Below are 22,040 nucleotides of genomic sequence, written 5' to 3'. Positions count from 1 at the left end.
CATGCCATGGCTTCCATCGACGAGTTGTCGGCGAATCTGAATTTCACCACCGCCAAGACCGGGGCGGACCGCACGGTGACCTTCCTGCCGGAACCCGAACGTGCCGAACGCTTTTACACCGTCATCTCGGTCGACGACCACATCGTGGAGCCGCCGGACACCTTCGAGGGACGGGTGCCGAGCAAGTTCGCCGACCGGGCGCCGCGGGTGGTCGACACCGAGGACGGCGGGCAGACCTGGATGTACGACGGTCAGTCACTGCCGAATGTCGGTTTCAACGCCGTTGTCGGCCGGCCGGTGTCGGAGTACGGGTTCGAGCCGGCCCGGTTCGACGAAATGCGCCGCGGCGCCTGGGATATCCATTCCCGGGTGGCCGACATGGACCTCAACGGGGTGTACGCGTCGTTGAACTTCCCGTCATTCCTGCCCGGTTTCGCCGGACAGCGACTCCAGCAGGTCACCACCGACCGCGAGCTGGCGATGGCCTCGGTCCGGGCCTGGAACGACTGGCACCTCGAGGCCTGGGCCGGGGCGTACCCGGGGCGGATCATCCCCTGCCAACTGCCGTGGCTGCTGGACCCAGATGTCGGCGCCAAGATGATCTACGAGAACGCCGAACGCGGCTTCCACGCCGTGACATTCAGCGAGAACCCGGCGCTGCTCGGGCTGCCGACCATTCATTCGGGCTACTGGGAGCCGATGATGGCCGCCTGCGCGGGAACCGGAACGGTGGTCAACCTGCACATCGGCTCGTCGGGTACCTCCCCGTCCACCACGGCCGACGCTCCGCCCGATGTGCCGGGTGTGCTGTTCTTCGCCTATGCCATCACCGCGGCCGTCGACTGGTTGTATTCCGGAGTGTGCAGCCGCTATCCCGATCTGAAGATCTGCTTGTCCGAGGGTGGAATCGGCTGGGTGGCAGGTCTTCTGGACCGCCTCGACCATATGCTGAGCTATCACGAGATGTACGGGACATGGAAGGCGCTCGGCGAAACCCTGACCCCCGCGGAGGTGTTCACCCGCAACTTCTGGTTCTGCGCGGTCGAGGACCAGTCGTCATTCATCCAGTACGAGCGGATCGGGGCGGACAACATTCTGCTCGAGGCCGACTACCCGCACTGCGACTCGACGTGGCCGCACACCCAGCGCACCATCCGCGAACAGATCGACGGGCTGCCCGACGAGATCATCCGGAAAGTGACGTGGGAGAACGCGGCGCGGCTGTATCAGCATCCGGTACCGCCGGCCGTCCAGCAGGATCCGAACGCCTACTGATCCCGGCTGTCGAGCCATTCGGTGATCGCCACGACCGCGTCGCGGTAGAAGATCCGGTACGGGCGGTCGGCGACATAGCCGATGTGCGGTGTGGCGATGACGTTGTCCAGGGTGCGCAGCGGATGGCCGACCGGTAGCGGCTCGGTGTCGAAGACATCGAGCCCCGCCGCGCCGATGGTGTTGGACCTCAGCGCCTCGACCAGTGCTGCCTCGTCGACCAGGGGCCCGCGAGAGGTGTTGACCAGCAGCGCCGTTGGCTTCATCAGCGCCAGTTCGGCCGCACCGACCAGGCCGGTCGACCGCTCACTGAGCTTCAGGTGGATGGTCAGCACGTCGGAGCGGGCGAACAGCTCGTCCTTGCCGACATAGGTCGCGCCCGCCTCGGCGGCCACCTCCGGCGTCAGGTTCTGGCTCCAGGCGATGACCTCCATGCCGAAGGCCTTGCCGATGCCGGCCACGCGAGCACCGAGGCGCCCCAGGCCCAGGACGCCGAGCACCCGCCCGGACAATTCGCGTCCCACCGTGGTCTGCCAGCCGCCGCCGCGGACCGAATTGCTCTCGGCGACCAGGTTGCGGGCGCCGGCCAGGATCAGCGCCCAGGTCAGCTCCACGGTGGAGGCCACCGTGCCACCCGTGGTCCCGACGTGGATACCGTGCTCTTCGGCCGCCGCCGTGTCGATGGACGCGTTGAACGGGCCGGTCGAGGCGATCATCTTCAGCCGCGGCAGGCGCTCGATGATGTTGCGCGGCAGCGGGGTACGTTCCCGCATCACGAAGATCACATCGAAGGGAGCCAACCGCGCGACGAGTTCGTCCGGGTCGCTGACATGGTCGTTGAACACCGTGATGTCGGCACGCTCGGCCACCGCCGACCAGTCCGCCGATCGCAGGGCAACGTCCTGGTAATCGTCGAGGACGGCCAGCTGGACTTTTGCCGTCACGCGAGCTGCTCGATGAACTCGCCGGCGGTGCGCTCCGGGTCAATGGTCATGTCGGCAGGTTAATCCGATCAGCGCAGGAGGTCGCGGACTTCGGCGCGGTTTCCGCCGCTTAGCGGCGGTTAGCGCGCCGAAGTCACGGGAATAGCGAGGCGACCGACAGCGTTGGGGCAGCCATGACCGAACATGCCGAGCTGAGCCCCACCGACTGGGTGCGCGAGCAGACCGAACAGATCCTCAAGCAGGGCACCACCGACGGAGTGCAGATCCTGGACCGGCCCGTCGTCTTGTTCACCACCACCGGAGCGAAGTCCGGCAAGAAGCGCTATGTGCCGCTGATGCGCGTCGAGGAGAACGGACGCTATGCCATGGTCGCGTCCAAGGGCGGTGACCCGGCCCACCCGTCGTGGTACTTCAACGTCAAGGCCAACCCGACCGTGACCGCCCAGGACGGCGACACGGTGGTCACCTTGACCGCCCGCGAGGTGTCCGGCGACGAGCGGGCGCACTGGTGGGAACTGGCTGTTGCGGCCTACCCGCCTTACGCGGAGTACCAGACGAAGACCTCGCGGTTGATCCCGGTTTTCGTACTGGAGTAGCGTTCGCCGAGATCAGGCGGGGCCGACGACGACGTTCACGATGGTCGCGCCCGGGTCCGACGCGATGACCAGTTGGGCCGCGTTGGGCAGCGAGACGACATGCCCGCCGGTCACCGTCACCGCATAGCCGTCCGGGTATTCCACGACCGGCACCGAGATCGTGCTCAACGAGCCGGCGGCGAAGGCGCCGGATCCGTCGACCTTCATTGTGGAGTAACCGAATTCGAAGGTGCCGTCGCTGAACGACCACGCGTTCGGGGTGCCGGACACCACCTGCGGATAGGGCGCCGCCAACGTCAGAAGGTTGGACGTGTTCACGTTGTCGCCGACCGGTGGAAGGGCCGGGTCGTAGACCAATCCCTCCTCGTCGGGCGATCCGGTGATATCACCGACCCCGGTGTACGCCCACTCCGCCCAGCCCATCAGGTAGCGGTCGGCGGATGACATTTCCTTGGTCAGGACCGAGACGTCGCTGGTGGCGCCGAACTCGTTCATCACCGCCGGAACGTTGTGCCGCTTCGAATAGTTGCGTGCTTGTACCGCGAGCGTGTTGGCGATCTTGGTGCACAGCACACCCCCGATGGGGCCGCAGTAATTGTGGAACGCCAGAACGGTATACGGGTCGGTGATCCGTCCCAGGAGGGCCACCGGCAGGCCGAGGAGGGTGGGCACTTCGGTCACCGCGGGGTTCGGCGGCTCCAGGTACAGCGGCGTGGTCGGGTCGACGGCGCGAATGGCCGCGGCGACCTGTTGGTACATGGGGGTCAACTGCTGTGTTGCGAAGAACGATCCACCCAGCAGGGCGACCGGGTAGTTCGACCCCGGGAACGGTTCGTTCATGATGTCGTATCCGATGACGTCCGAATTGCCACTGAAGTAGTTCGCGACGTGCTCCCAGGTCAGTGCGTAATTATCCTGCAGGCCAATACCGTTCGGTGCATCCGCGTTGCCCCAGAAGGCATCCCAGGCATGATTCATCGCAGCGTTGACGTAGTAGTTCCCCGGGAACCCGGCGTTCTTGTTGGGCCGCCCACCGCCGTCGGAAGCCCATTCGGGGGCGCCTTCGCCATAGAACGTGGTGCTGTACAGGTCCTGGTGCATGTCGATGATGGTGTAGATACCGTGGTCGGCCAGCGTCTGCACGGTCTGCTGGATCGAGTCGAGGTAGTCGGTGTCGATGACGCCCGGCTGCGGTTCCACGGCGGCCCAGATGACACCCAACCGAACGACGTTGAATCCGTTGTCCGCCAGGAACTGTGCGTCCTCGGCGTTGAACCCACTGGCCGACGGTTCGTAGGGCGCGAGCTTGTACACCTCGTTGAACCCGTGCAGGATTACAACCTGACCGTCGCTGGTGGTCACCCAGGTACCGACGTTCGACAGTGGCGGCAACGATCCGGTGGGGGCCGCCGCCACCGCTGTTCCGGAGTTACCCACCGCGCCGTGACTGCCGAGCCAGCCCGCGATGCCGCCGGCACCGCCGAGTGCGGGTAGCCCCGAAGCGGCGCCACCCACACCACTTTGGCCGGCCGCACCACCGTCGCCTCCGCTGCCCAAGAACGCCGCACCGTTGCCGCCGTTGCCACCTCGGCCGCCGTCGGAACCGTCGCCGCCCGCGCCGCCCACGCCACCGATGCCGAACACCACGCCTGCCCCATCACCGCCGGCCCCGCCGGCACCGCCGGCCGCGCCCACAGCGCCGGCACCCCCGTCACCGCCGGCCCCACCGATACCCGCCAGCGCACCGCCGGTCCCTCCGGCACCCCCGGCGGCTCCGGCACCGCCGGCTCCGCCTGCCCCGCCGTTGCCGAACACTCCGGCCGAACCGCCGGCGCCCCCGTCGACGCCGTCCTCGGTGCTGTCCCAGCCGGGACCGCCATCGCCGAGAAGCCAACCACCGTCGGTCCCGTCATGATGGTCCGCCGCGCCGGCCGCGCCGTTACCGATGACGTACGAGCCGGCCACCGCGTTGATGAACCCGTCGACCTGCCGTCCGACCGCACTGGCGATCCAGGCCTGCCCGGCGGCGTGCAGCGGGCTGTAGACCAACTGCTGAACCACCGCGGTGAGGTTGGGTGGCGGCGCGATCTGCTCACCGGCCGGGGCGCTCGATGTGGTGACGGTGGTCGCTGCGGTCCGTCGGGTCGACGCCACACCGCCCCTCGACCTGCTTGTCGCGGATGAGGTCTGCACCGCCGCCAACACGCTCGAGATCGCCGTCTCGGCGGCATTCGCCGGATTCCGTGGTGTGGCCGTTGCGGATGCCGAAGGCCGCGCCGCTGACGAAGCGTGCATCGACGACTTCGGCTTCGCGGTCGTCTTGGCCGCTCGCGGGCCGGCGTGGCCACTGGCGGATGTATGTGCGGTATGACGTGCGCCGGAGTCGCCGGTGTCCGCCCACGCGGACGCGTTTGCCGAGGCCAACGCCGCGCCGATACCCAGCGCGATCGCCAAACCACCCACCCGGCCGATGTGCGCCGATGCCTTCATCTATCTGTGTATACGGGACCCATCCTGCGGCGGAGCCCATTTTCCGGCACACGGCGAAGCGGCATTTTCCGAGCAGGGTCGACGTTGGCTACCAGGTCAGCGGACCACGCGGTAACGCAGATGGGCGACGCCGGGAGCATCGAGCACCCGGACGAGCGCGAGTGCGGGCTTGCCGGCCTCGAACCCGTCGAACAGACGCTCACCCGAACCGAGGATCACCGGGCTGATCTGCAGATCGATCTCATCGACGAGGCCGGCGGCGATCGCCTGCCGGGCGCACGAGGCTCCGCCTGCGATCGAGATGCCCCGTCCACCCGCGGCGGCCTCGGCCTGAGCGTAGGCCGACTCGATCCCATCGGTGACGAAGTGAAAGGTGGTCCCGCCCTTCATCTCGATCGGCTGGTGTTGGTAATGCGTCAGGACGAACACCGGGCATTGGTAGGGCGGGGTGTCGCCCCACCAGCCCCGCCAGTCCGAGTCTCCCCATTCGCCGCGAATCGGACCGAACATGTTGCGGCCCATGATCGTCGCCCCCATCCCGTCCATCATGTCGGAGACCACCTGCCGGTTGACCGGATGGTCCTGGGCCGGACCCAGGTGCCAGTCATGAAGTGCCCTGCCGCCGACGCCGAGTGGTTCCTCCTGGCATTGGCCGGGCCCGGCAACGTAGCCGTCGGCAGAGATCGACATCGAAAGGTTGGTCCTGGGCATCTGGCCTCCATCTGGCTCCCATTGCATCGTGCGTATCCAGGAAGACTCACGTGGCCGGAGAAACTCATCGTGGCCGAAGCTCTGGTCCGATCCGCCGAGACGCGGGTGGACCCAGCCTTCGAGCAGCTCCCGAGGAGCGGGAAGAAATTAGAGTAGTCAACTACTCGTTTCTCAGTCGAGCGCTCATCGTAGGGTGACGCGCGGGGGCAGAACCGGTCTTGCGACACAACGAGGTGCCCTCATAGCCACGCAGAGTTCGACGCATCTGAGACTGCTTGCCAGCATCGATCCGCGTCTATGGGACGCGCTCTTTCCGTCGCCGATGACCTTGCTGGGCAGGGCGCAGTCGGGCGGCGCAACCTCGCGGTCGGATCGCCTTGAATCACTCACCGGTCGTGAGAGTTCCGAATCCGACAGCTTCCAGTTGCAGATTCAGCTTGCAGTCTGCAATCTCACCCGTCGCATCGCCGACGCGGCGGCCGCCGCCAGCGCACAGGGTGCTGACGGCGGCGCCGTCATCACCCGCACGGTCGATGAGTGGATGCGTGTCGATGACGGCAACGGCATCGGATGGGTGCCGGTGAGGCTCTTCTTCCCGCCACTCTGGTGGATCGATCTTCCGCGACCGCCGCGACCGGACGAACTGGTCGAGCTTGTCCCCGCGCTGGCAGCAGCAGCGTGGTCCTTCCTGCTGATCGCCGAATCGGTCTACGATCCGTCGCTCAACGAAGCTATTCACACCGCCATCGACGCGATCCTCGGCAGAGCCGAACGCTCGCTACCCAGCTGAGCTTCCCGTTCGAGATGTACTCGCCTCAGCGCAGCGCATCGGGCGGCGTCGGCAGTCCCTCCTCGACGGGGATGTCGAACGCGAACACCATGTAGCTCATGATCGCGTACAGCCCGCACAACAGGACGAGTTCCACCACCCCGGCCTCACCGTAGGCGGCCACGACCCGGTCCTGGACGTCGGCGGGAATCGACTGGTGCGCGGTCACCGCATCGACCACCTGTAGCGCGGCCCGGGACGCGTCGGGAAGTGCGGCCGGGATGCCGCCCGCGGTGACCTCGGCGATCGTGTCGGCAGACAGGCCGGCCAACATGGCGGGGCGCTGATGGTGGCTCCACTCGTAGCCGGCACGTACTCGGGTCGCGTAGCGCAGGATCGCCAACTCCCGCACATCGTCGGGCAGCGTCCCGTTGAAGCGCAGTTGCTCGCCGAGAGCTCCGACTTTGCCGGCCAGGGCGGGGTTGTTGAACATTCGGACGTACACCTCGCCGAGTTGAGCACGGCCATCGGAGTGGGCGCGCGCCGATGCCATGTGGTCGAAGAGGGCCTTGTCCTGGCCGTCGAGCTGGTCGGTCGGGTCCGGTAGTGGTGCCATTATTCGCTGTCCTCCCATTCGCGCTGGCGTTTGCGCCACGGGCCGATCGGGGTCGGATACGTCTTGTCGATATGCAGATCCAGGAGGTAGGGGCCCGGCGCGGCGAGCGCGCGGCCGACCGCGCCGGCGATCTCGCCCGGCTGCTCGACGCGTTCGCCGTCCGCGCCGACCGAGCGGGCGAACGCCACCCAGTCCATGCCGGGGATGTCGGTGAGCCGCTCGGGTCCGGGCCCCATCGCGTGAGCGCGGTAGTAGATGTTGCCGTAGGCGCCGTTGTTCATCACCGCGATGATGACCGGGATGCCTTCGCGTGCTGCCGTGTGCAATTCCATGCCGTGCATCAACATGCAGCCGTCGCCGGTGGCCACCAGCACCGGCTGATCGGGTCTGGCGAGCTGCACCCCGATGCCGAGGGGGATCGCGCCACCCATCGGGCCCAGATTGGTCAACGAGAAGTGGGTGCCCACCTGCCGGACGTCCCAGTACTCGGCGAACCAGGCACGGTGTGCGCCGGAGTCGACGCACAACACGGTGTGGTCTCCGAACGCCTCGCGCAGCTCGGTGACCACCCGGGCGGGGTGCATCGGGACGGCAGCACTGGTGGTGTCCTGCGGCTCGAGAATCCGTGGCTGTCCCCCGCAGACGGCGTGGACGAATTCCCGGCGAGCGGCCCGCCCGGCGTCGAGGGCCCCGGCATCGGCGTGCTGCAGAAGCCAGTCCAGCGCCGTTGCCGGGTTGGCGACGACGGCATGCTCGACGGGCCAGGTACGCCCGATGCGCAGCGGGTCGGGGTCGATGTGCGCCATGGCCTTGGCGGGCAGCATCGCCGGGTCCCATTGCAGGGTGTCGCGTTGGGACAGCCCGGAGCCGATGACGATCAAGACGTCGACAACGGCGGACAGGATGACGTCGGTCGCCCACCGCGAGCCGCCGTATCCGAACACCCCCAGCGCGAGCGGGTGTGTCTCCGCGATCGCCCCCTTCCCCGACAGCGTTGTCGCGACCGGGATGTCGAATCGTTCAGCGAACGCCCGCAATTGGTCGGCGCCGCGGGCGTAGAGCACCCCGGGGCCGGCGAGCATCACGATCCGTTGGTGGTCGGGCTTCGCGAGTGTGGCCGCCAGTTCCGCCAGCGATCGTTCGTCGGCGATCTCCGGGGAGACCAGTTCGCGCTCGAGGGGTCGCCACGGGGCGTCGATGTCGGCGCGCTGCACGTCGACGGGCACCGAGATGTGGGCCGGCATCCGCTCGGTGAGGGCGAGCGTCACCGCGTGGCGCAGGTGGTGCGGCACGACGGCGGGCGCGGACATCGACACCGAGAGCCCGGTCACTTTACGCAGGACCGAGATGTCGTCGATAGCAGCGCCCGAGGCGTCCTGGAACCCGCCCATGCCCTCCCACGAGCGTGGCACCTCTCCGCTGATCGCCAGGACCGGGGTGCGATCCGACATCGCGGCGGTCAGCGGGGTGACCATGTTGAGGATGCCCGGGCCGCCGATGCCCAGGCACACGCCGAGGCCGCCGCTGGCGCGTGCGTATCCGTCGGCCATGTAGGCGGCGCCGCCTTCGAACGCGGCGACGATCGGGCGAACGCCCTCGGTGTTAGTCAGCGCGGGCATGAATCCGTCGTTGAGCCCGCCGAGATCGAGAAAGAAGTGGCCGACGCCTTGATCGCGCAGCGAGGTGATCAGATAGTCGGTGACTTTCATGGTGGCCGCTACGCTACCCGCCGGGTCATCACCGAAATCCTTCCACAGCAGGCGGATCCGCGTGCCCACTCCGGCGTATCGCGTGGGCTCGGGTGTCCGGGCGTGCTACCGAACCACCAGCACCGGGCATTCGGCGTGGTGGATCAGATTCTGGCTGACCGAGCCGAGGATCGCGTCGGCCAGCTTCCCACGGCCGTGATGGCCGACGACCACCAGCTGGGCTTCCCGGGACAGATCCGCGAGCCCCTTGGCCGGGCTCACGTCCTGAAAGACCTTGGTCACGTGTGCGTTCCGGTACTTGCTGGCGAAGGGTTTGACCAATTCGTCCATCCGCTGACGCTGCTTGGACTCCAGGAGATCGAGCAGCTCCCAGTCCATGTTCCCCTGGCCCCCGAGATCGCCCATCCCGACCGCCGCGCCGATCTCCCACATGTGCACGACGGTCAGCGGCGCATGCAGCGTGCCGGCAATGTCGAATGCTTCGGCGAGCGCACGGGCGGACTCGTCGGACTCATCGATGCCGACGACGACGGGCAGCGGTTTGCCGGTTCGCCTGGCGACCGGTTTCCGCCAGACCACCACCGGGCAGTCCGTCCGATGCACGATCCGTACGGCGTGCCCGCCCAGCGCGCGGTGGTCCGCGGCTCCCGCGCCCACCACCAGCAGCCGGGCGGACCGCGAGGCGTCCGCCAGAACGGTCGCGACCGCACCCTTGACGGCCGCCACACGGATCGCAAGGTCTGGATGCGTTGACCGCACCGCCGCCTCCGCCGCGGCGAGCACCCCGTCACCGTCAGCGCTTCGGTCGACCCCGGCGTGGGTGTCAGCGCTGGTGAAGTGCCAGTCCAGTGGTGGGATCGCGTGCAGAAGCGTCAGCGGAAGCGCATGCCTGGTTGCGAATTCCGCGGCCCACCCGGCAGCGCCGAGTGCGGTGTCGGATCCGTCGATACCCACCACAACGGCCGGTTGGTTGGATGCGGTCGTCATGCCTCGACACTATTCGACCATTTTGTCGACTATGGCCGGCAACACCGTTGACCGATCGTTAATCGCCGAGGCGATGGCGAGTTTCGTATGGATGAAGGTTCTCGAGTCGACGCCCGAGCGGTATGACCACGGCATCAACGATGCCGCGTCCCTCCGGGCGGGCCGGGATCGCAGTCTCGTCGGCCACCATCAGTTGCTTTGCCGCACCTGGCGTAGCAGTGGGCCCCATACCAGGTCGACTGCCACCACCGCACGGTCGTCGAGCTCCCGGGTCGAGCCGTTCTCGGCGGTCGCCACCAGCACGCGCGCCAACGCCATCGGCTCCGTGCCGTGTTGTCGGGCAGTGTCAACGATCTCGGTGAATGCCTCGTCGAGGCTGCACTGGCGCAGCACGACAAGCACACCCTTGGCTGCATCGAGACTTCGCCGACCATCACGGCAGGTGTCGCCGAAGCGATGCGGGCCCGCCACAGACTTCATCGATCGGCTCCCTAGCGCTCGCTCGTCAACCTCGGTGCTGCCTGGCCTGTGACTGGTGGGGCAGGGCCCTAAGTCCTTACGGCCCGGGGCCAAAGACATGTGCACGCGGCGTAGGTGAACCTGCAGGTCGTGATCAGCCCCGCTGTTCCTCGGCGCATGAGAGTCCCGTACTCGCAGAAGCTTTCGCCCTCGTCGATCGACGTACACTCCGGCCGACAGTTGATCACGGATCTCGCCGGAGATGGTTCAGGTGGGCGGACTCATAGATCTTCCGGGGTGTTGTCGCACACCGGCGCCGCGTTGAGAGCTGATGGCTGGTTGGCAGCTACGGAGGGGTTGCCGTTCGTGGCCGGGCACTGATCGGGTGCCAGCGACGGAAGGCTTTGTGCGCCTCGACGGCGACCAGGATCGTCGCCGCGACCAGGACTGCCCTTATCCAGGCGGCAGCACTGATGGGTTGGATGCCCAGCACGTACTGGAATGGGGGCAGGTACATCGCGGCGATGTGCAGGCTCAGGGCGCCTAGCGACGCCCAGAACAGGAACGGATTAGCCAACGGGTTCAGCGCAAACAGCGACCGATTCTCAGAGCGGGAGTTGCCCGCCTGGAAGGCTTCGAACAGCACCAGAGTCGTCAAAGTGACCGATTGGGCGGCGACCAGCGAGTGGTCGCGCCCAAGTTGCCAGTTGAACATGAACAGAGCACCGGCGGCCATGACCACACCAACGATCGCGGTGCGTTCCCACATCGTCGCCGAGAGGATTCCCTCGCGCCGGGGCCGAGGCGGTCGCTTGAGCACATCTCGGCTACCTGGCTCGAACGCCAGAGCCAGGTCCTGCACGCCGTTGGTGACCAGGTTGAGCCAAAGGATCTGGGCCGGCACAAGCAGCATCGGCCAGCGCAGCCACAGCGCTAACAGGATGGCCGCCACTTCGGCGAGCGCGGTGGAGATGAGGAAGAACGTCACCTTGCGGATGTTGGCGAACGCGATCCTTCCCTCCTCGATGGCGGCAACGATGCTCACGAAGTTGTCGTCGGAGAGCACCATGTCCGAGGCTTCACGGGCTACGTCGGTGCCACCTTCGCCCATCGATATACCGATCGATGCCGCCCGCAGCGCGGGAGCATCGTTGACGCCGTCGCCGGTGACCGCGACGATATGGCCGTGGTCCTGCAGCGCCCGCACGATGCGCAGCTTGTCGTTGGGCGACACGCGGGCATAGACCGACACGTCCTCGACGACAGCGCGCAGTGCCGCGTCGTTCAGGTGTGCCAGGTCGGTGCCGGTGAGCACCCGCTCATGCGGGTTTCTGAGGATGCCGAGCTCGGCGGCGATCGCCCGCGCCGTGATCGAGTGATCGCCGGTGATCATGACGACGCGCACACCCGCCTGGTGGCATGCGGTGATGGCCGCATGCACCCCAGCCCGCGGGGGATCCATCATCGCCTGAAATCCCAGCAGCACCAACTGATCTGGATCTGCCCGTTCGCCGGGTTCGGGTTCGGCACCGTCGGATTGTGCGTGCGTGGCATGCGCAGGCAGCCCCCGATAGGCCATGGCCAGGACCCGAAGGCCTCGGCCAGCCAGTTCACGGGCCGCGGCGTGCGCCGCATCAGCATCCATCGGCACGGGGCCGCCGTCGGTGAGCGTCGACGCGCACATTGCGATGACCTGCTCGGGCGCACCCTTGACGAACACCGCCCGAGCGCTGTCGTAGTCGCGGATGGTTGCCGAATACCTCCGGTGCGATTCGAACGGAATCTCGGCGACGAGCGGATACTCCTCCTGGAGCCCGCCGGGGTCGAACCCGGCGGCGTCCGCGGCGGTCAGCAGGGCAACCTCGGTCGGATCACCGGTTGACGTCGTACCTTCTGTGGTGTGGACCAGGTCGGCCTCATTGGTCAGCGCGCCCGTGATCAGCGTCAGCCGGAGCGAGGGGCTGTCGCTGCGAAGGTCGTCGGGTGCGCGGTAGAACCGCCCGCCGGCCCAGACCTCCTGCACCGTCATCCGATTCTCGGTCAACGTTCCAGTCTTGTCCGAACCCACCACGGTGGTGCTCCCCAGCGTTTCCAACGCCGGCAGCCTGCGCAAGACCGCATTGCGGCGGGCCATGCGGGTCACTCCGATGGCGAACGTGACCGTCATCGCCACGGGCAATCCCTCGGGCACCGCCGACACAGCCATCGCGACGGCGACCCGGAACACGTGACCGGCGGACTCGCCCAACGCCAGACCGGACACAAACGCGACAACGGCCGCGGCCAGCACGGCAACGCCGACCACTCGGGCGAATCTGGCCATTCGGGCCTGCAGCGGCAGCTCGCCAACCGCTTCGGTGCGGACGAGTTCGGCGATCGATCCGAGCTCGGTGTCCTCACCGGTGGCAACGACGTATCCGTGTCCTCGCCCGTTGGCCACGATGGTGCCGGTGAACGCCATACCGAAGCGATCGGCGGTGACGGCGTTCTCACTGACCGGCGCAGTTGTCTTGGTGACCGGCAGCGACTCACCGGTGAGCAGTGACTCGTCAATGGTCAGCGCGTTCACCGCGGACAGTCGAAGATCGGCAGGCACCCGGCTGCCGGATTCCAGCAGCACGACATCCCCCGGCACCAACTCGCGGCTGTCGATGTCCCATTCGTGACCGTCGCGCACGACCCTGCAACGCGGCACGACGAGACGCATGAGCGCGCTGACCGCGTCGGCGGCGCGGCGTTCCTGGTAGACGCCGATCACCGCATTGAGCAGCAGCGCTACCGCGATCAGAAGCGTGTCGAGCAACTCGCCCATCACCAAAGTCACCAGCCCGGCCACCAACAACACCAGGATGAACGTGCCGGAGAACTGGCGGAGGAAGATCACCAACACGCTCGGAGGCGGCTCGTGGCGCAGCTCGTTGCGGCCATGGCGGGCGAGCCGATTGGCGGCCTCGCCGGCCGAAAGGCCATGCGGCGACGTCAACAAGAATTCCTCGACGGCTTCGATGGGCCTGGCGTGCCAGGCTGCAACACCATTGACCGGGCCGACATCTGCCTCGTCATGACCAGAACCACGGGGTGTTTCGACCATCGAGAGCAGCCTAGCCGAGACGCACGCAGCGGAGCGTAGGTGAAGGGCCACCCGGACTTTGACCGACAGGCTCCTGGCCACCGATGCCGGGACGACGGTCTTGTCTTGGCGCGCCGATCTTTGACTATCGGCCTGGCCATTTGGTGACCAACTGCCCTGTCGATGCCTCGACGACAGGCCGACTATCGGTGGTGTGCAATGGGAAGGCGGGCCGACGATGACGAGCCCTTGGGAGCGCTCCGAAGGCGCCGACCCGCCATGAGCGCAATAGAGATAGTCGCGCTCGTCGGCGCGGTCATTGTGCCGATCAAGATTTTGTGGATTCTCTGGAGAGGCCAAAAATCTTGGTATGAAACGATCACGAAGAAATACTGGAGAAACCCAGTCGTCACCACGATGCTGTCACTACTCGCGTCCGCCGCGTTGCTCGTAATCCTGCTGCAAGAATTGACGATCGTCGAGATCTGGGCATCGACGCTGTTCGCTATGGCCTTGGTCTCACTGGCGCTGGCACCGTTTTCCAAGCACATGCTCAAGGTCGAGCACGCGTGGTTCTCTGAAACAGATGTCGTCAGAACGGGTTGGGTGCCTGCACTGGTCTGGACTGGCCTCATCGTGTGGGTGCTATACGCACTCTTCACGTAGCGCCACCTCGACCGAAAGCTCGCCCCGGCGCGCGCACCGATTCCTTCGGCATCGGCCGCACCCACGCCGCACAGTCCACCAACAGAAAAAGCCCGGCCGGTGGCCGGGGTCGATCTCTAACCGATGACGCGACTCAGGTGTAACCCACGACTCGTACTCATCACATTGGTGGAGCTAGCGGGACGTTACTCGAAACCCGTGTACCAGGGGTCGCGCATCCGCAACACCGCCGAAATGGTCGAAAGACCTGCAAAAACACAGGTCAGAGAGATCGCTCCGCTGCCACAGGCCCAACAAGCGGACCGCCGGGACGATTACCGAACTGCCAACCAGAGACCGCCGTGCCCTACGCCGGCAGGAGGCCGAACCGACGCGGCGCACTCGTCCCCCTGTCGACTCGCGCGCTTGCCGCTGCCCTGCCGCGAAACGATGCGGGTCGTCATGTCCCGTTGCTCCTGCGGATCGCGCCTGCCCCTCGACCAAGTGCCACCACCTCGGCCGCTTTCATGCGGTCGGTGAAACCGACAGAGCCTCAGTCGAATACGCCTGGACTGCGTTCACCAACCAGCGGGGCATGACCCGGCGCAATTCGCCCGGATGTACCGATCCATCAGACTAGTGTGGACCCGTGACCCAGCACCCCGGCCAGGCTCCCGACTCGGTGAGCGTGGACTTCCTGGCTCGCCTGGGCGCGGCCATGATGGCTGCCAACTACCCGATCGCCCTGATCAGACGCACATTGGCTGCGGCGGCCGACCGGTACGGTTTGAGCAATCAGCTGCTGTTGCTGCCGAACTTCGTCCAGTTCGGCGGGTCTGCCCACGCCGCTGGCACCACCGTGCGCGTCGAGCGATCCGATGCCGACCTTCGTTTCGATCAGACATTCCCGCTGGCCACGCTTGTCCGCGATGTCCAAACCGGCAGGATCACCGCCCCTGACGGATTAGCCGAGCTGGCCCGCATCCACCAGCTGGCGCCACGTTTTCGGCCGTGGGTCACCGTAATCGGATACATGGTCCAAAGCACGGCCTTCGCTCTGATCATCCAGCCAACACTGCCGGCGTTGCTTTCCGCCGCCGGGTTCGGGCTCATGGTCGGCATGCTGAGGCTGCTCGCCCGGACCAGCAATGCCGTCCAGCAACTGTTGCCGACCATCGCTTCGTTTCTGGTTGCGCTCATCGAGTTCAGCCTCGGTCGGGTGTGGCATTTCAGCCAAGACAGTGTGCGCGACATCCTCGCACCGCTGGCGGTGTTCCTCCCCGGGGCGGCGATCACCCTGGCGGTCATCGATTTAACGACACGAGAGGTGGTCTCGGGATCGTCCCGCCTCACCTACGGGCTCATGCGACTGGCCCAGTTGGCATTCGGGATACTGATCGCCGCACAAGTCGTCGGTGTGACGACGGCAGAGCTAAACACCTTACAGTTCAACACCTTCGGTTTATGGGCGCCATGGGCCGGGGTGCTGCTCTATGCATGCGGCATCCTGTTCTACCTCGGTCCGCCCGTCCGTTTCCTGCCCTGGTTGATGGTCACTCTGTTGATCACCTACGCCAGCCAAGTCGCCGCCAACGCCCTGTTCGGCAATTACGCAAGCGGATTCGGTGGCGGGCTAGCGCTGATGCTGTGCGCACTGGCGATCTCCCAACGTCCGAACGCTCCCCCGGCCGCCGCGCTGCTGCAGCCCGGATTCTGGCTTCTGGTTCCCGGCTCCATCGGGCTGATCGGGGTTATGCAGCTGATCAACACCAGCACCAGTGCCTCCATCACAGCGATGCTGGTGTCGATGATCGCGATCGCGCTCGGTCTCCAGTCAGGCTTGTTGCTGTGGCGCGGTCGGCTCCCGCTGGCCGGCCGAACTGACACCTCGTGAGGATGCGATACGCGGGACTGCAGTCACTGTGTGCCGATAACCCTCGGGAAGGACACATCATCGCGCGGCAGGTCGCCGGGGAAGCAGGGCGATATCGCCGTTAAAGTCGGCGGATAGCTTGGGGGGTTCGACATTTCAATCTGCAATCGATAGCCATCCGGGCCATAGCCGAATTGATTGGGCTTGTTGAAGCCGTCGCGCTCGATCACGTACCACCCCCAACTGCGCCACGCGTCACCGACTTTGGTGATCAGTGCCTTGGGATCCATGTCGCCGGGCACTTTGACATCACCCACTGCCTGCACATGAACCGGCGCTGTCTTGGGATCCTTCGGCTCGTCCTCACACCACACGGGCTTCCCAGAATTGACGTAGCCATGACTGTCCACAACTGTCCCTGGCGGCAAGACCGCGAGCGTCCGCCTGAGGTAGCCGAGGATGGCGTCCTGGGCCTCCTGTTCACTCTGTGGCACAACCTCTTTCAGAGACCACCCTGGCGGGGGTGGCGGCGCTGACGTCATTGACGGACCTCCTATTTCGGTAGCGCCACTCGGGACGGGCGGGCCAAGCGACCCGCCACACCCCGCGACAAGGATGCTTGAAACGCAGAGCGCGGCGACAACTCGGCCAACGGGAACCAATCGCGAGGTCATCGGCTGCACAATTTCCTATCCATTTGGCACAATCTGCGGCGGCGGCTGCCCCGCGATGATCGCCCCCATGTTGCGTAACGCCGGGTTCCCGGCATCCCAGTAACTGCTGTGGGCCGCGACGGAGGGCAGGTTGAGGATCTCGGGCCCGGTGGCAGGACCGGGTGCCGCCGCAATCTCGATCGCCCCGAACCCATCCCAGGTCGGATTAGGACCCAACGCCGCACCTGACACCAAGTGGATGATGTCGTGCTGGGCCCGGGCGGCATATACCTGGCCGCCCGGATCGAGACTGAGGTCGTGTGCATTTCCTACCAGCATCCCAGGGCTACCGACCGCGATGACATTTTCCGCCGCAAGGTGATGCCCGTCGGCGCCGGCCGCACCGACGAGCGTCGACCCGTAGCTGTGGCCGACAACCGTGTCGATTGACGTGGGGCCAACATGAGAAGCCTGATTGCCTGTCAGGAAGCTGTCGAGCGCCCCAGCGCCGCCGCGCGCGTACACGTCATCGGCCGCCTGGCCAAGGTCCATCGGTCGGTCGTACCCCATCCAAGTCATGACCGCGAGATGGTCCCTGAGCGACTTATCCGCTTGCACCGCGGCGTTGTACATGGCCCCCGACTTGTCGGTGGCTCCTTGGAATGCGCTGAGATCTTGTCCGGTGCCAGGCACCAGTGTTGCGGTGCGTGTCGCCGTATCGGGATTGCCCATCGCTATTGCCGCGTGGCCCTGATCGTCGATCAAGCCCAGATAGCGGGGAATCCCGTCGTTCGGCGACAGCGTGGAGCTCACGGAGTTGTAGCCATCCAGCGTGTGCTCGGCGGCGTCCAACTTGCTCCTCCAAGCACGCCACTGGTCGTATGTCGACCGGTTGGGAGGGTGGCCTGCGGCCCACTCAGGATGCAAGGCTTCAAGCCGGTCGACTTCGGCCTGCGCGTTCTGCTGTAGTTCGGGGAGGTGCAGCCGGTTGTAGTAATCCTTGCCGGGATTCGAATGGTCTCCGGCCCACGGCATACCCGGGTGGTTGCCGATGTTGTGATCCCGGCTGTACAGCCAGTCCTTTTCCTCCGGCGTCAGCTGGGTCCACAGGTCACGAAACTCGTTGGGGTCTTCAGGTAATGGCTTGTTGAGAGCGTCCTGGATCTCCGGGCGATTGTCATGCGGCGTCACTGGAATCGGTGTCTTGCCGCCCGCCATGTTGATCGCGTTGGCCAGCGCCATATCAACCAGATTGGCTTCGGCCACGATCTTGTCCAACCGTGGCTGTAGCTGCGCCTGTTTGAGTTCGGCTTCCATCGGGTTGCGGACCTTGGGGCCGGGCAGCACCGTGCCCGCGATCGGATCGATCTCCATGCCCAACGCCTCGGCATCGGCCCTCAACGTCGCGAGGTCTGATTTGATCCGGTCGATCTCGTCGGCGGCACTACGGGCCGCATTCGCCACCGCCAGCGCTTCGTTGCCATGCGCATCGAGGTCCTTGCGGGTCTGGCCGATCGCCTCCCGAGCGGCTTCGGCCGCTTCACCGCCCCACGACTCGAACGCCGGAAGCCTCGCCAACCCGTCAGCGGCGTCCATCGCCGCCTGCGCACGGCTGGTCGCCGCGTGGAACACCTCCCGCACATCACCGGCATCCCAGCGCTCGATATCCAGGACGGTCAGGGTCACGGCTTGCTCAGAGATCGGTCTGACTGGCGATCGCGTTCGCCGCCTGCGCCGGCTCCTGCAGGGCTTGGCTGTTGCGCTGCTCCATCTCGGCGAACCCCTGAGCACTGGCATGAAGCCCCAGGGCGTGGTCGCCCAAGCGGGACAGCAGCGCGCCAGTGGTGGCCGTCCACCGCTCGGACAAGCCAGCCAAAGCCCGCGCGGACGCACCCTGCCAGCCGACCTGCGCAGCAGCCACGCGACCATCGGCCGCGGCGTGCTTCATGGCCACGTCCTCACCATGACCGGCGACCGACGAACCCGCCGCGACCAGATCCTCGACATTGACCCGAAGCGACATCCCATCCCCCTCCAGACCTGCTGCTCCATGGATACCAGCAAAGGACAGCAAGACGCCAGTAACCCACCAAACAGAACAACGAGACGAACGCTTCGTCGTCACGAAAGAAGAAACTCCGAGCGCTTACGCCGTCTGGCCAGATCAGGACGTTGAATCGGGGTCGCTCGCCAGGATCGGGTCCACGCCGTTTTGGCCGCCAACCGCAGACGTGGATGACCACCCCATAGTTGGTGCAGTCATGCTGACGCTGAACCCTGTAGACGTTGTCGACCACACTGTTCAGCCGCTTGCTGTCCCCATGCGCGGCCGGCGCGGCAGCGACGACCACGACCGCCAATGCGGTCGAGACCGTCACTGCCGTCGCCGCGCTGCGCTTGGGCCGACTCGCGTCTCAGGCGGAAACCGCCGACGAGGCCCGCACGTGCGGGATGACCTCGTTGCCGAACAGCTCGATCGACCGCATCACCTTCTCGTGCGATATTCCGCCGATCGCGTGACTGGTGATGATCTGGTCCACGTCGATGGAGGAAAAGGACTCGATCGTCTTGCGGCACTCCTCCGGGGTGCCGACGCTGATCACACCCAGTTCGATCAACGGGTCAATCGCATTCCCGTACTTCTCCACCAGGCGTTCGATGTCCGCGGCGTTCTCCGGCAACATCTTGGCGTAGATTTCGTAGCCGGGCTTACCCGACACCGTCGAGAAGAGCTTGAACACGTTCTCCGTGTACCACTCGACGGCCGGACCTCCCACGGCGCGGGCCTCTTCGCGGCTATCGGCGACGTGGGTCAGCACATAGGCAGCGATCTGATTGTTGATCTCCTCCGGTGGCTTCGGGCACTGCTTGATCGCGTCGCGGTACACCTCGATCAGCGGGGTCAAGTTGTCGGCATGGCCGATGATGAAGGCCAACACGCCCAGTCCGTTGCGGCCGGCGATCTCGAAGCTCTCCGGGCTGCTGGCAGCCATCCACATCGGCGGACCCGGACGCTGGATCGGCTTGGGCCACACCTCGCGGGACGGCAGCTTCATGTAGGTGCCGTCGAAACCCGGGTAGGGCTCGTCGCGCCACATCTTCGGAATCTCCTGCAACGCTTCCTGCCACATGCCGCGCGCATCGGCGGGATCGATGCCATAGGCCTCCAGCTCACTGGCGGTGGCAGCGCGGCCGGTACCGAACTCCACCCGACCGTTGGACATGACATCCAGGGCCGCAATGCGTTCCGCGACATGGAATGACGGGTTGAACTTCGGCGGCAACAGCACGACGCCGTGACCGATCCGGATGCGTTCGGTGTGCTGAGCCACCGCGGACAGCCAGACCTCGGGGGACGAAGCGTGGGAGTACTCGGTGAGGAAGTGGTGCTCCACGTGCCACAGGTAGTCGAAGCCCACCTGTTCGGCGAGCTTCGCCTGCTCGATGGCGTCCCAGTAGTGGTTGGCCTCAGCGTTGGCCGGCCAGGGCCGCGGCCCCAGCTGCATTTCCCATAACATGCCGTACTTCATTGCCGTTGTGTCTCCTTCTCGTGTGATGTACCGCCTGGTATCCACAGCACCATCGGCTCGCCGTATCGGCATGCGTAGCGGCTACGCCGCGTGCACCCGCGTAGTCACTACGCTTCTGACCGGACGACGAACGGTGTTGAGTCGCATTCGTGCACATAACCGATCACCTCGCGTTCGCCGCTCGCAGTTGGCCCGATCGGTACGCCTTCGGCGGCGACGGCGGGGACATCACCTTCGCGGCTGCCCAGTCGAGGGTCAACGGACTCGCCCGGGCGCTGCGGGCCGACGGGTTCGACAGCGGCACCCCGTTCGCGGTGGTCAGCCCCAATGATTCGCGGGCTCTGGTCGCGTTGCTCGGTGCGATGCGTGCCGGCGGTGCATGGTGCAACGTCACCCTCGCCGCACCCACCGAGGTGACCGCCGGAGTGCTGCGCCGAGGGGGCTGCCGTCTGCTGCTGTTCCACTCCTCGATCGCCGACCGTCTGCCGGTCCTGCTGTCCGGCATTCCGAGTCTGACGACGGTGCTGTGCATCGACTCCGAGGCGACCGACTACCCGTCCGTTGCCGCGTGGACTCAGGGGCATTCCGACGCCGAACTCGACCTGGCGATACCGTCCGACGCGCTGGGCTGTCAGGGCGTGACCGGTGGAACCACCGGGGAGCCGAAGATCACCCAGGCCGCTAACACCTTCATCCTGAAGTCAGCGACGTCCTGGGCGACCTGCTGGCACTTCGACAAGCCGCCGGTCAACCTCGCCGTCGCACCGATTACCCATGCCGGCGGAATGATCGCGCTCGCGCAGCTGCAGTTCGGCGGCACCACTGTCTGCATGGCGACGCCCGATGTCGGCCGGGTGATCGAAGCCGTCGAGAGGCACCGGGTCACCACGGTGTTCCTGCCGCCGACCCTGATATACCGGCTGCTGGCTCACCCCGAACTGGCCCGGCGCGACCTGTCTTGCTTGCGGTACGTGATATCTGCGGCGGCCCCGATCGCACCGGACCGGATCGCCGAAGCCGTCGACGCGCTCGGCCCCGTCGTGGCACAGGCCTACGGCCAGACCGAAGCCGGCTTCCCACTGACCTGGATGTCTCCGGACGACATCGCCGCGGCGATACGGTCCAGCGACACGGCTCGTCTGGCTTCGTGCGGTCGGCCGACCTCCCTGTGCACCCGGATGGAGGCGATGGACGCCGCGGGCGCAGTACTGCCGGCCGGCCAGACCGGCGAGATCGTCCTGCAGGGCCCGGCGACCATGCTGCGTTACCTGGATGATCCCGAGGCGACCGCCGACATCCGGCGGTACGGCTGGCACCACACCGGGGATATCGGCCGACGCAACCCCGACGGGTTCGTCTACATCACTGACCGGCTGCGTGACCTGATCATCTCCGGCGGCTTCAACGTGTTTCCCTTCGAGGTCGAGCAAGCCATCCTGATGCGCCCGGAGGTCGCCGACTGCGCGGTGATCGGGATTCCCAGCGAGCAGTGGGGCGAATCCGTACACGCCTGTGTCGAATTGCGCCCCGGAGCGGCACTTGGCCCGGACGCCCTCATCGAGCACTGCAAGCGGACGGTCGGCTCGATCAAGGCACCCAAGAGCGTCGAGTACCTCACCGATCTGCCCCGCAGCCCGGTCGGCAAGGTACTCAAACGCGCTCTGCGGGAGAACTATTGGGCCGACCATGCGGGATCGATCATCTGACCGCGACAGT

General features: G+C 66.2%; 19 protein-coding genes. 7 read left to right on the top strand and 12 right to left on the bottom strand.

Annotation, left to right across the window (positions count from 1 at the left end):
• Positions 1-6 precede the first annotated feature (6 nt).
• The gene (locus ORI27_RS07285) at positions 7-1,275 is read left to right on the top strand and encodes an amidohydrolase family protein (protein ID WP_265995735.1); all 1,269 of its coding nucleotides are present in this window, start codon (positions 7-9) and stop codon (positions 1,273-1,275) included.
• Here the strand turns inward: ORI27_RS07285 and ORI27_RS07280 are convergent.
• The gene (locus ORI27_RS07280; protein ID WP_265995736.1) at positions 1,269-2,216 is read right to left on the bottom strand and encodes a D-2-hydroxyacid dehydrogenase family protein; all 948 of its coding nucleotides are present in this window, start codon (positions 2,214-2,216) and stop codon (positions 1,269-1,271) included. The genes ORI27_RS07285 and ORI27_RS07280 overlap by 7 nt on opposite strands.
• Positions 2,217-2,389: 173 nt before the next feature.
• Between ORI27_RS07280 and ORI27_RS07275 the strand changes: the two genes are divergently transcribed.
• Positions 2,390-2,812 (top strand): nitroreductase family deazaflavin-dependent oxidoreductase, encoded by a 423-nt coding sequence (locus tag ORI27_RS07275; protein WP_265995737.1) that lies wholly within the window; start codon positions 2,390-2,392, stop codon positions 2,810-2,812.
• Positions 2,813-2,824: 12 nt separating this feature from the next.
• On the opposite strand, the gene ORI27_RS07270 is transcribed toward ORI27_RS07275, so the two are convergent.
• Positions 2,825-4,966 (bottom strand): cellulase family glycosylhydrolase, encoded by a 2,142-nt coding sequence (locus ORI27_RS07270; RefSeq protein ID WP_265995738.1) that lies wholly within the window; start codon positions 4,964-4,966, stop codon positions 2,825-2,827.
• Here ORI27_RS07270 and ORI27_RS07265 point away from each other — a divergent pair.
• The gene (locus ORI27_RS07265; RefSeq protein ID WP_265995739.1) at positions 4,935-5,183 is read left to right on the top strand and encodes a hypothetical protein; all 249 of its coding nucleotides are present in this window, start codon (positions 4,935-4,937) and stop codon (positions 5,181-5,183) included. The two genes, ORI27_RS07270 and ORI27_RS07265, sit on opposite strands and share 32 nt — an antisense overlap.
• 215 nt (positions 5,184-5,398) lie before the next feature.
• Here ORI27_RS07265 and ORI27_RS07260 read toward each other — a convergent pair whose 3' ends face one another.
• On the bottom strand, positions 5,399-6,013 hold the full coding sequence (locus ORI27_RS07260; protein WP_265995740.1) for a dihydrofolate reductase family protein: 615 nt from the start codon (positions 6,011-6,013) through the stop codon (positions 5,399-5,401).
• A gap of 322 nt (positions 6,014-6,335) precedes the next feature.
• Between ORI27_RS07260 and ORI27_RS07255 the strand changes: the two genes are divergently transcribed.
• Entirely contained in the window at positions 6,336-6,803 is a 468-nt protein-coding gene (locus tag ORI27_RS07255) for a hypothetical protein (protein WP_265995741.1), read from the top strand.
• Positions 6,804-6,828: 25 nt separating this feature from the next.
• Here ORI27_RS07255 and ORI27_RS07250 read toward each other — a convergent pair whose 3' ends face one another.
• The 5 genes from ORI27_RS07250 to ORI27_RS07230 form a co-directional block, all read right to left on the bottom strand.
• Positions 6,829-7,398 carry a carboxymuconolactone decarboxylase family protein gene (locus tag ORI27_RS07250; protein ID WP_265995742.1) on the bottom strand — a complete coding sequence of 190 codons (570 nt, stop codon included), beginning with the start codon at positions 7,396-7,398 and terminating at the stop codon, positions 6,829-6,831.
• Positions 7,398-9,107 carry a thiamine pyrophosphate-binding protein gene (locus ORI27_RS07245; RefSeq protein WP_265995743.1) on the bottom strand — a complete coding sequence of 570 codons (1,710 nt, stop codon included), beginning with the start codon at positions 9,105-9,107 and terminating at the stop codon, positions 7,398-7,400. The genes ORI27_RS07250 and ORI27_RS07245 overlap by 1 nt, the downstream gene beginning before the upstream one ends.
• A gap of 105 nt (positions 9,108-9,212) precedes the next feature.
• The gene (locus ORI27_RS07240; protein WP_265995744.1) at positions 9,213-10,094 is read right to left on the bottom strand and encodes a universal stress protein; all 882 of its coding nucleotides are present in this window, start codon (positions 10,092-10,094) and stop codon (positions 9,213-9,215) included.
• 189 nt (positions 10,095-10,283) lie between these two features.
• Positions 10,284-10,574: an ANTAR domain-containing protein gene (locus tag ORI27_RS07235; RefSeq protein WP_265995746.1), complete on the bottom strand. Its 291-nt coding sequence runs from the start codon at positions 10,572-10,574 to the stop codon at positions 10,284-10,286.
• A 325-nt stretch (positions 10,575-10,899) separates the two neighbouring features.
• Positions 10,900-13,644 (bottom strand): cation-translocating P-type ATPase, encoded by a 2,745-nt coding sequence (locus ORI27_RS07230; RefSeq protein ID WP_265995748.1) that lies wholly within the window; start codon positions 13,642-13,644, stop codon positions 10,900-10,902.
• A gap of 258 nt (positions 13,645-13,902) precedes the next feature.
• Between ORI27_RS07230 and ORI27_RS07225 the strand changes: the two genes are divergently transcribed.
• Both ORI27_RS07225 and ORI27_RS07220 read left to right on the top strand, forming a co-directional pair.
• Entirely contained in the window at positions 13,903-14,289 is a 387-nt protein-coding gene (locus ORI27_RS07225) for a hypothetical protein (RefSeq protein WP_265995749.1), read from the top strand.
• A gap of 628 nt (positions 14,290-14,917) precedes the next feature.
• Positions 14,918-16,162, top strand: coding sequence for a threonine/serine exporter family protein (locus ORI27_RS07220; protein WP_265995751.1), 1,245 nt, complete (start codon positions 14,918-14,920; stop codon positions 16,160-16,162).
• A gap of 23 nt (positions 16,163-16,185) precedes the next feature.
• On the opposite strand, the gene ORI27_RS07215 is transcribed toward ORI27_RS07220, so the two are convergent.
• From ORI27_RS07215 to ORI27_RS07200, 4 genes are all read right to left on the bottom strand, one after another.
• Positions 16,186-16,635 carry a hypothetical protein gene (locus ORI27_RS07215; protein WP_265995753.1) on the bottom strand — a complete coding sequence of 150 codons (450 nt, stop codon included), beginning with the start codon at positions 16,633-16,635 and terminating at the stop codon, positions 16,186-16,188.
• 195 nt (positions 16,636-16,830) lie between these two features.
• Entirely contained in the window at positions 16,831-18,480 is a 1,650-nt protein-coding gene (locus tag ORI27_RS07210) for an alpha/beta hydrolase (protein ID WP_265995755.1), read from the bottom strand.
• Between the two features lie 7 nt (positions 18,481-18,487).
• Complete coding sequence (locus ORI27_RS07205; protein ID WP_265995758.1) at positions 18,488-18,817, bottom strand: WXG100 family type VII secretion target; 330 nt, start codon at positions 18,815-18,817, stop codon at positions 18,488-18,490.
• Positions 18,818-19,208: 391 nt separating this feature from the next.
• Positions 19,209-20,324 carry an LLM class flavin-dependent oxidoreductase gene (locus tag ORI27_RS07200; RefSeq protein WP_265995759.1) on the bottom strand — a complete coding sequence of 372 codons (1,116 nt, stop codon included), beginning with the start codon at positions 20,322-20,324 and terminating at the stop codon, positions 19,209-19,211.
• A gap of 149 nt (positions 20,325-20,473) precedes the next feature.
• On the opposite strand from ORI27_RS07200, the gene ORI27_RS07195 reads away from it, so the two are divergent.
• Complete coding sequence (locus tag ORI27_RS07195) at positions 20,474-22,030, top strand: class I adenylate-forming enzyme family protein (RefSeq protein ID WP_265995760.1); 1,557 nt, start codon at positions 20,474-20,476, stop codon at positions 22,028-22,030.
• The last annotated feature ends 10 nt before the right edge of the window (positions 22,031-22,040 follow it).

Source organism: Mycobacterium pinniadriaticum, assembly GCF_026242045.1.
In the GTDB taxonomy this organism is placed as follows: Bacteria; Actinomycetota; Actinomycetes; order Mycobacteriales; family Mycobacteriaceae; genus Mycobacterium; species Mycobacterium pinniadriaticum.
This window is presented reverse-complemented; position numbering and strand designations above follow the sequence as displayed.

Bases quoted from the DNA above. Each gene is read 5' to 3' on its own strand.
- ORI27_RS07260 (WP_265995740.1), bottom strand. From the start codon at position 6,013: ATGCCCAGGACCAACCTTTCGATGTCGATCTCTGCCGACGGCTACGTT.
- ORI27_RS07250 (WP_265995742.1), bottom strand. From the start codon at position 7,398: ATGGCACCACTACCGGACCCGACCGACCAGCTCGACGGCCAGGACAAG.
- ORI27_RS07230 (WP_265995748.1), bottom strand. From the start codon at position 13,644: ATGGTCGAAACACCCCGTGGTTCTGGTCATGACGAGGCAGATGTCGGC.
- ORI27_RS07285 (WP_265995735.1), top strand. From the start codon at position 7: ATGGCTTCCATCGACGAGTTGTCGGCGAATCTGAATTTCACCACCGCC.
- ORI27_RS07235 (WP_265995746.1), bottom strand. From the start codon at position 10,574: ATGAAGTCTGTGGCGGGCCCGCATCGCTTCGGCGACACCTGCCGTGAT.
- ORI27_RS07275 (WP_265995737.1), top strand. From the start codon at position 2,390: ATGACCGAACATGCCGAGCTGAGCCCCACCGACTGGGTGCGCGAGCAG.
- ORI27_RS07255 (WP_265995741.1), top strand. From the start codon at position 6,336: ATGACCTTGCTGGGCAGGGCGCAGTCGGGCGGCGCAACCTCGCGGTCG.
- ORI27_RS07240 (WP_265995744.1), bottom strand. From the start codon at position 10,094: ATGACGACCGCATCCAACCAACCGGCCGTTGTGGTGGGTATCGACGGA.
- ORI27_RS07225 (WP_265995749.1), top strand. From the start codon at position 13,903: ATGAGCGCAATAGAGATAGTCGCGCTCGTCGGCGCGGTCATTGTGCCG.
- ORI27_RS07205 (WP_265995758.1), bottom strand. From the start codon at position 18,817: ATGTCGCTTCGGGTCAATGTCGAGGATCTGGTCGCGGCGGGTTCGTCG.
- ORI27_RS07245 (WP_265995743.1), bottom strand. From the start codon at position 9,107: ATGAAAGTCACCGACTATCTGATCACCTCGCTGCGCGATCAAGGCGTC.
- ORI27_RS07200 (WP_265995759.1), bottom strand. From the start codon at position 20,324: ATGAAGTACGGCATGTTATGGGAAATGCAGCTGGGGCCGCGGCCCTGG.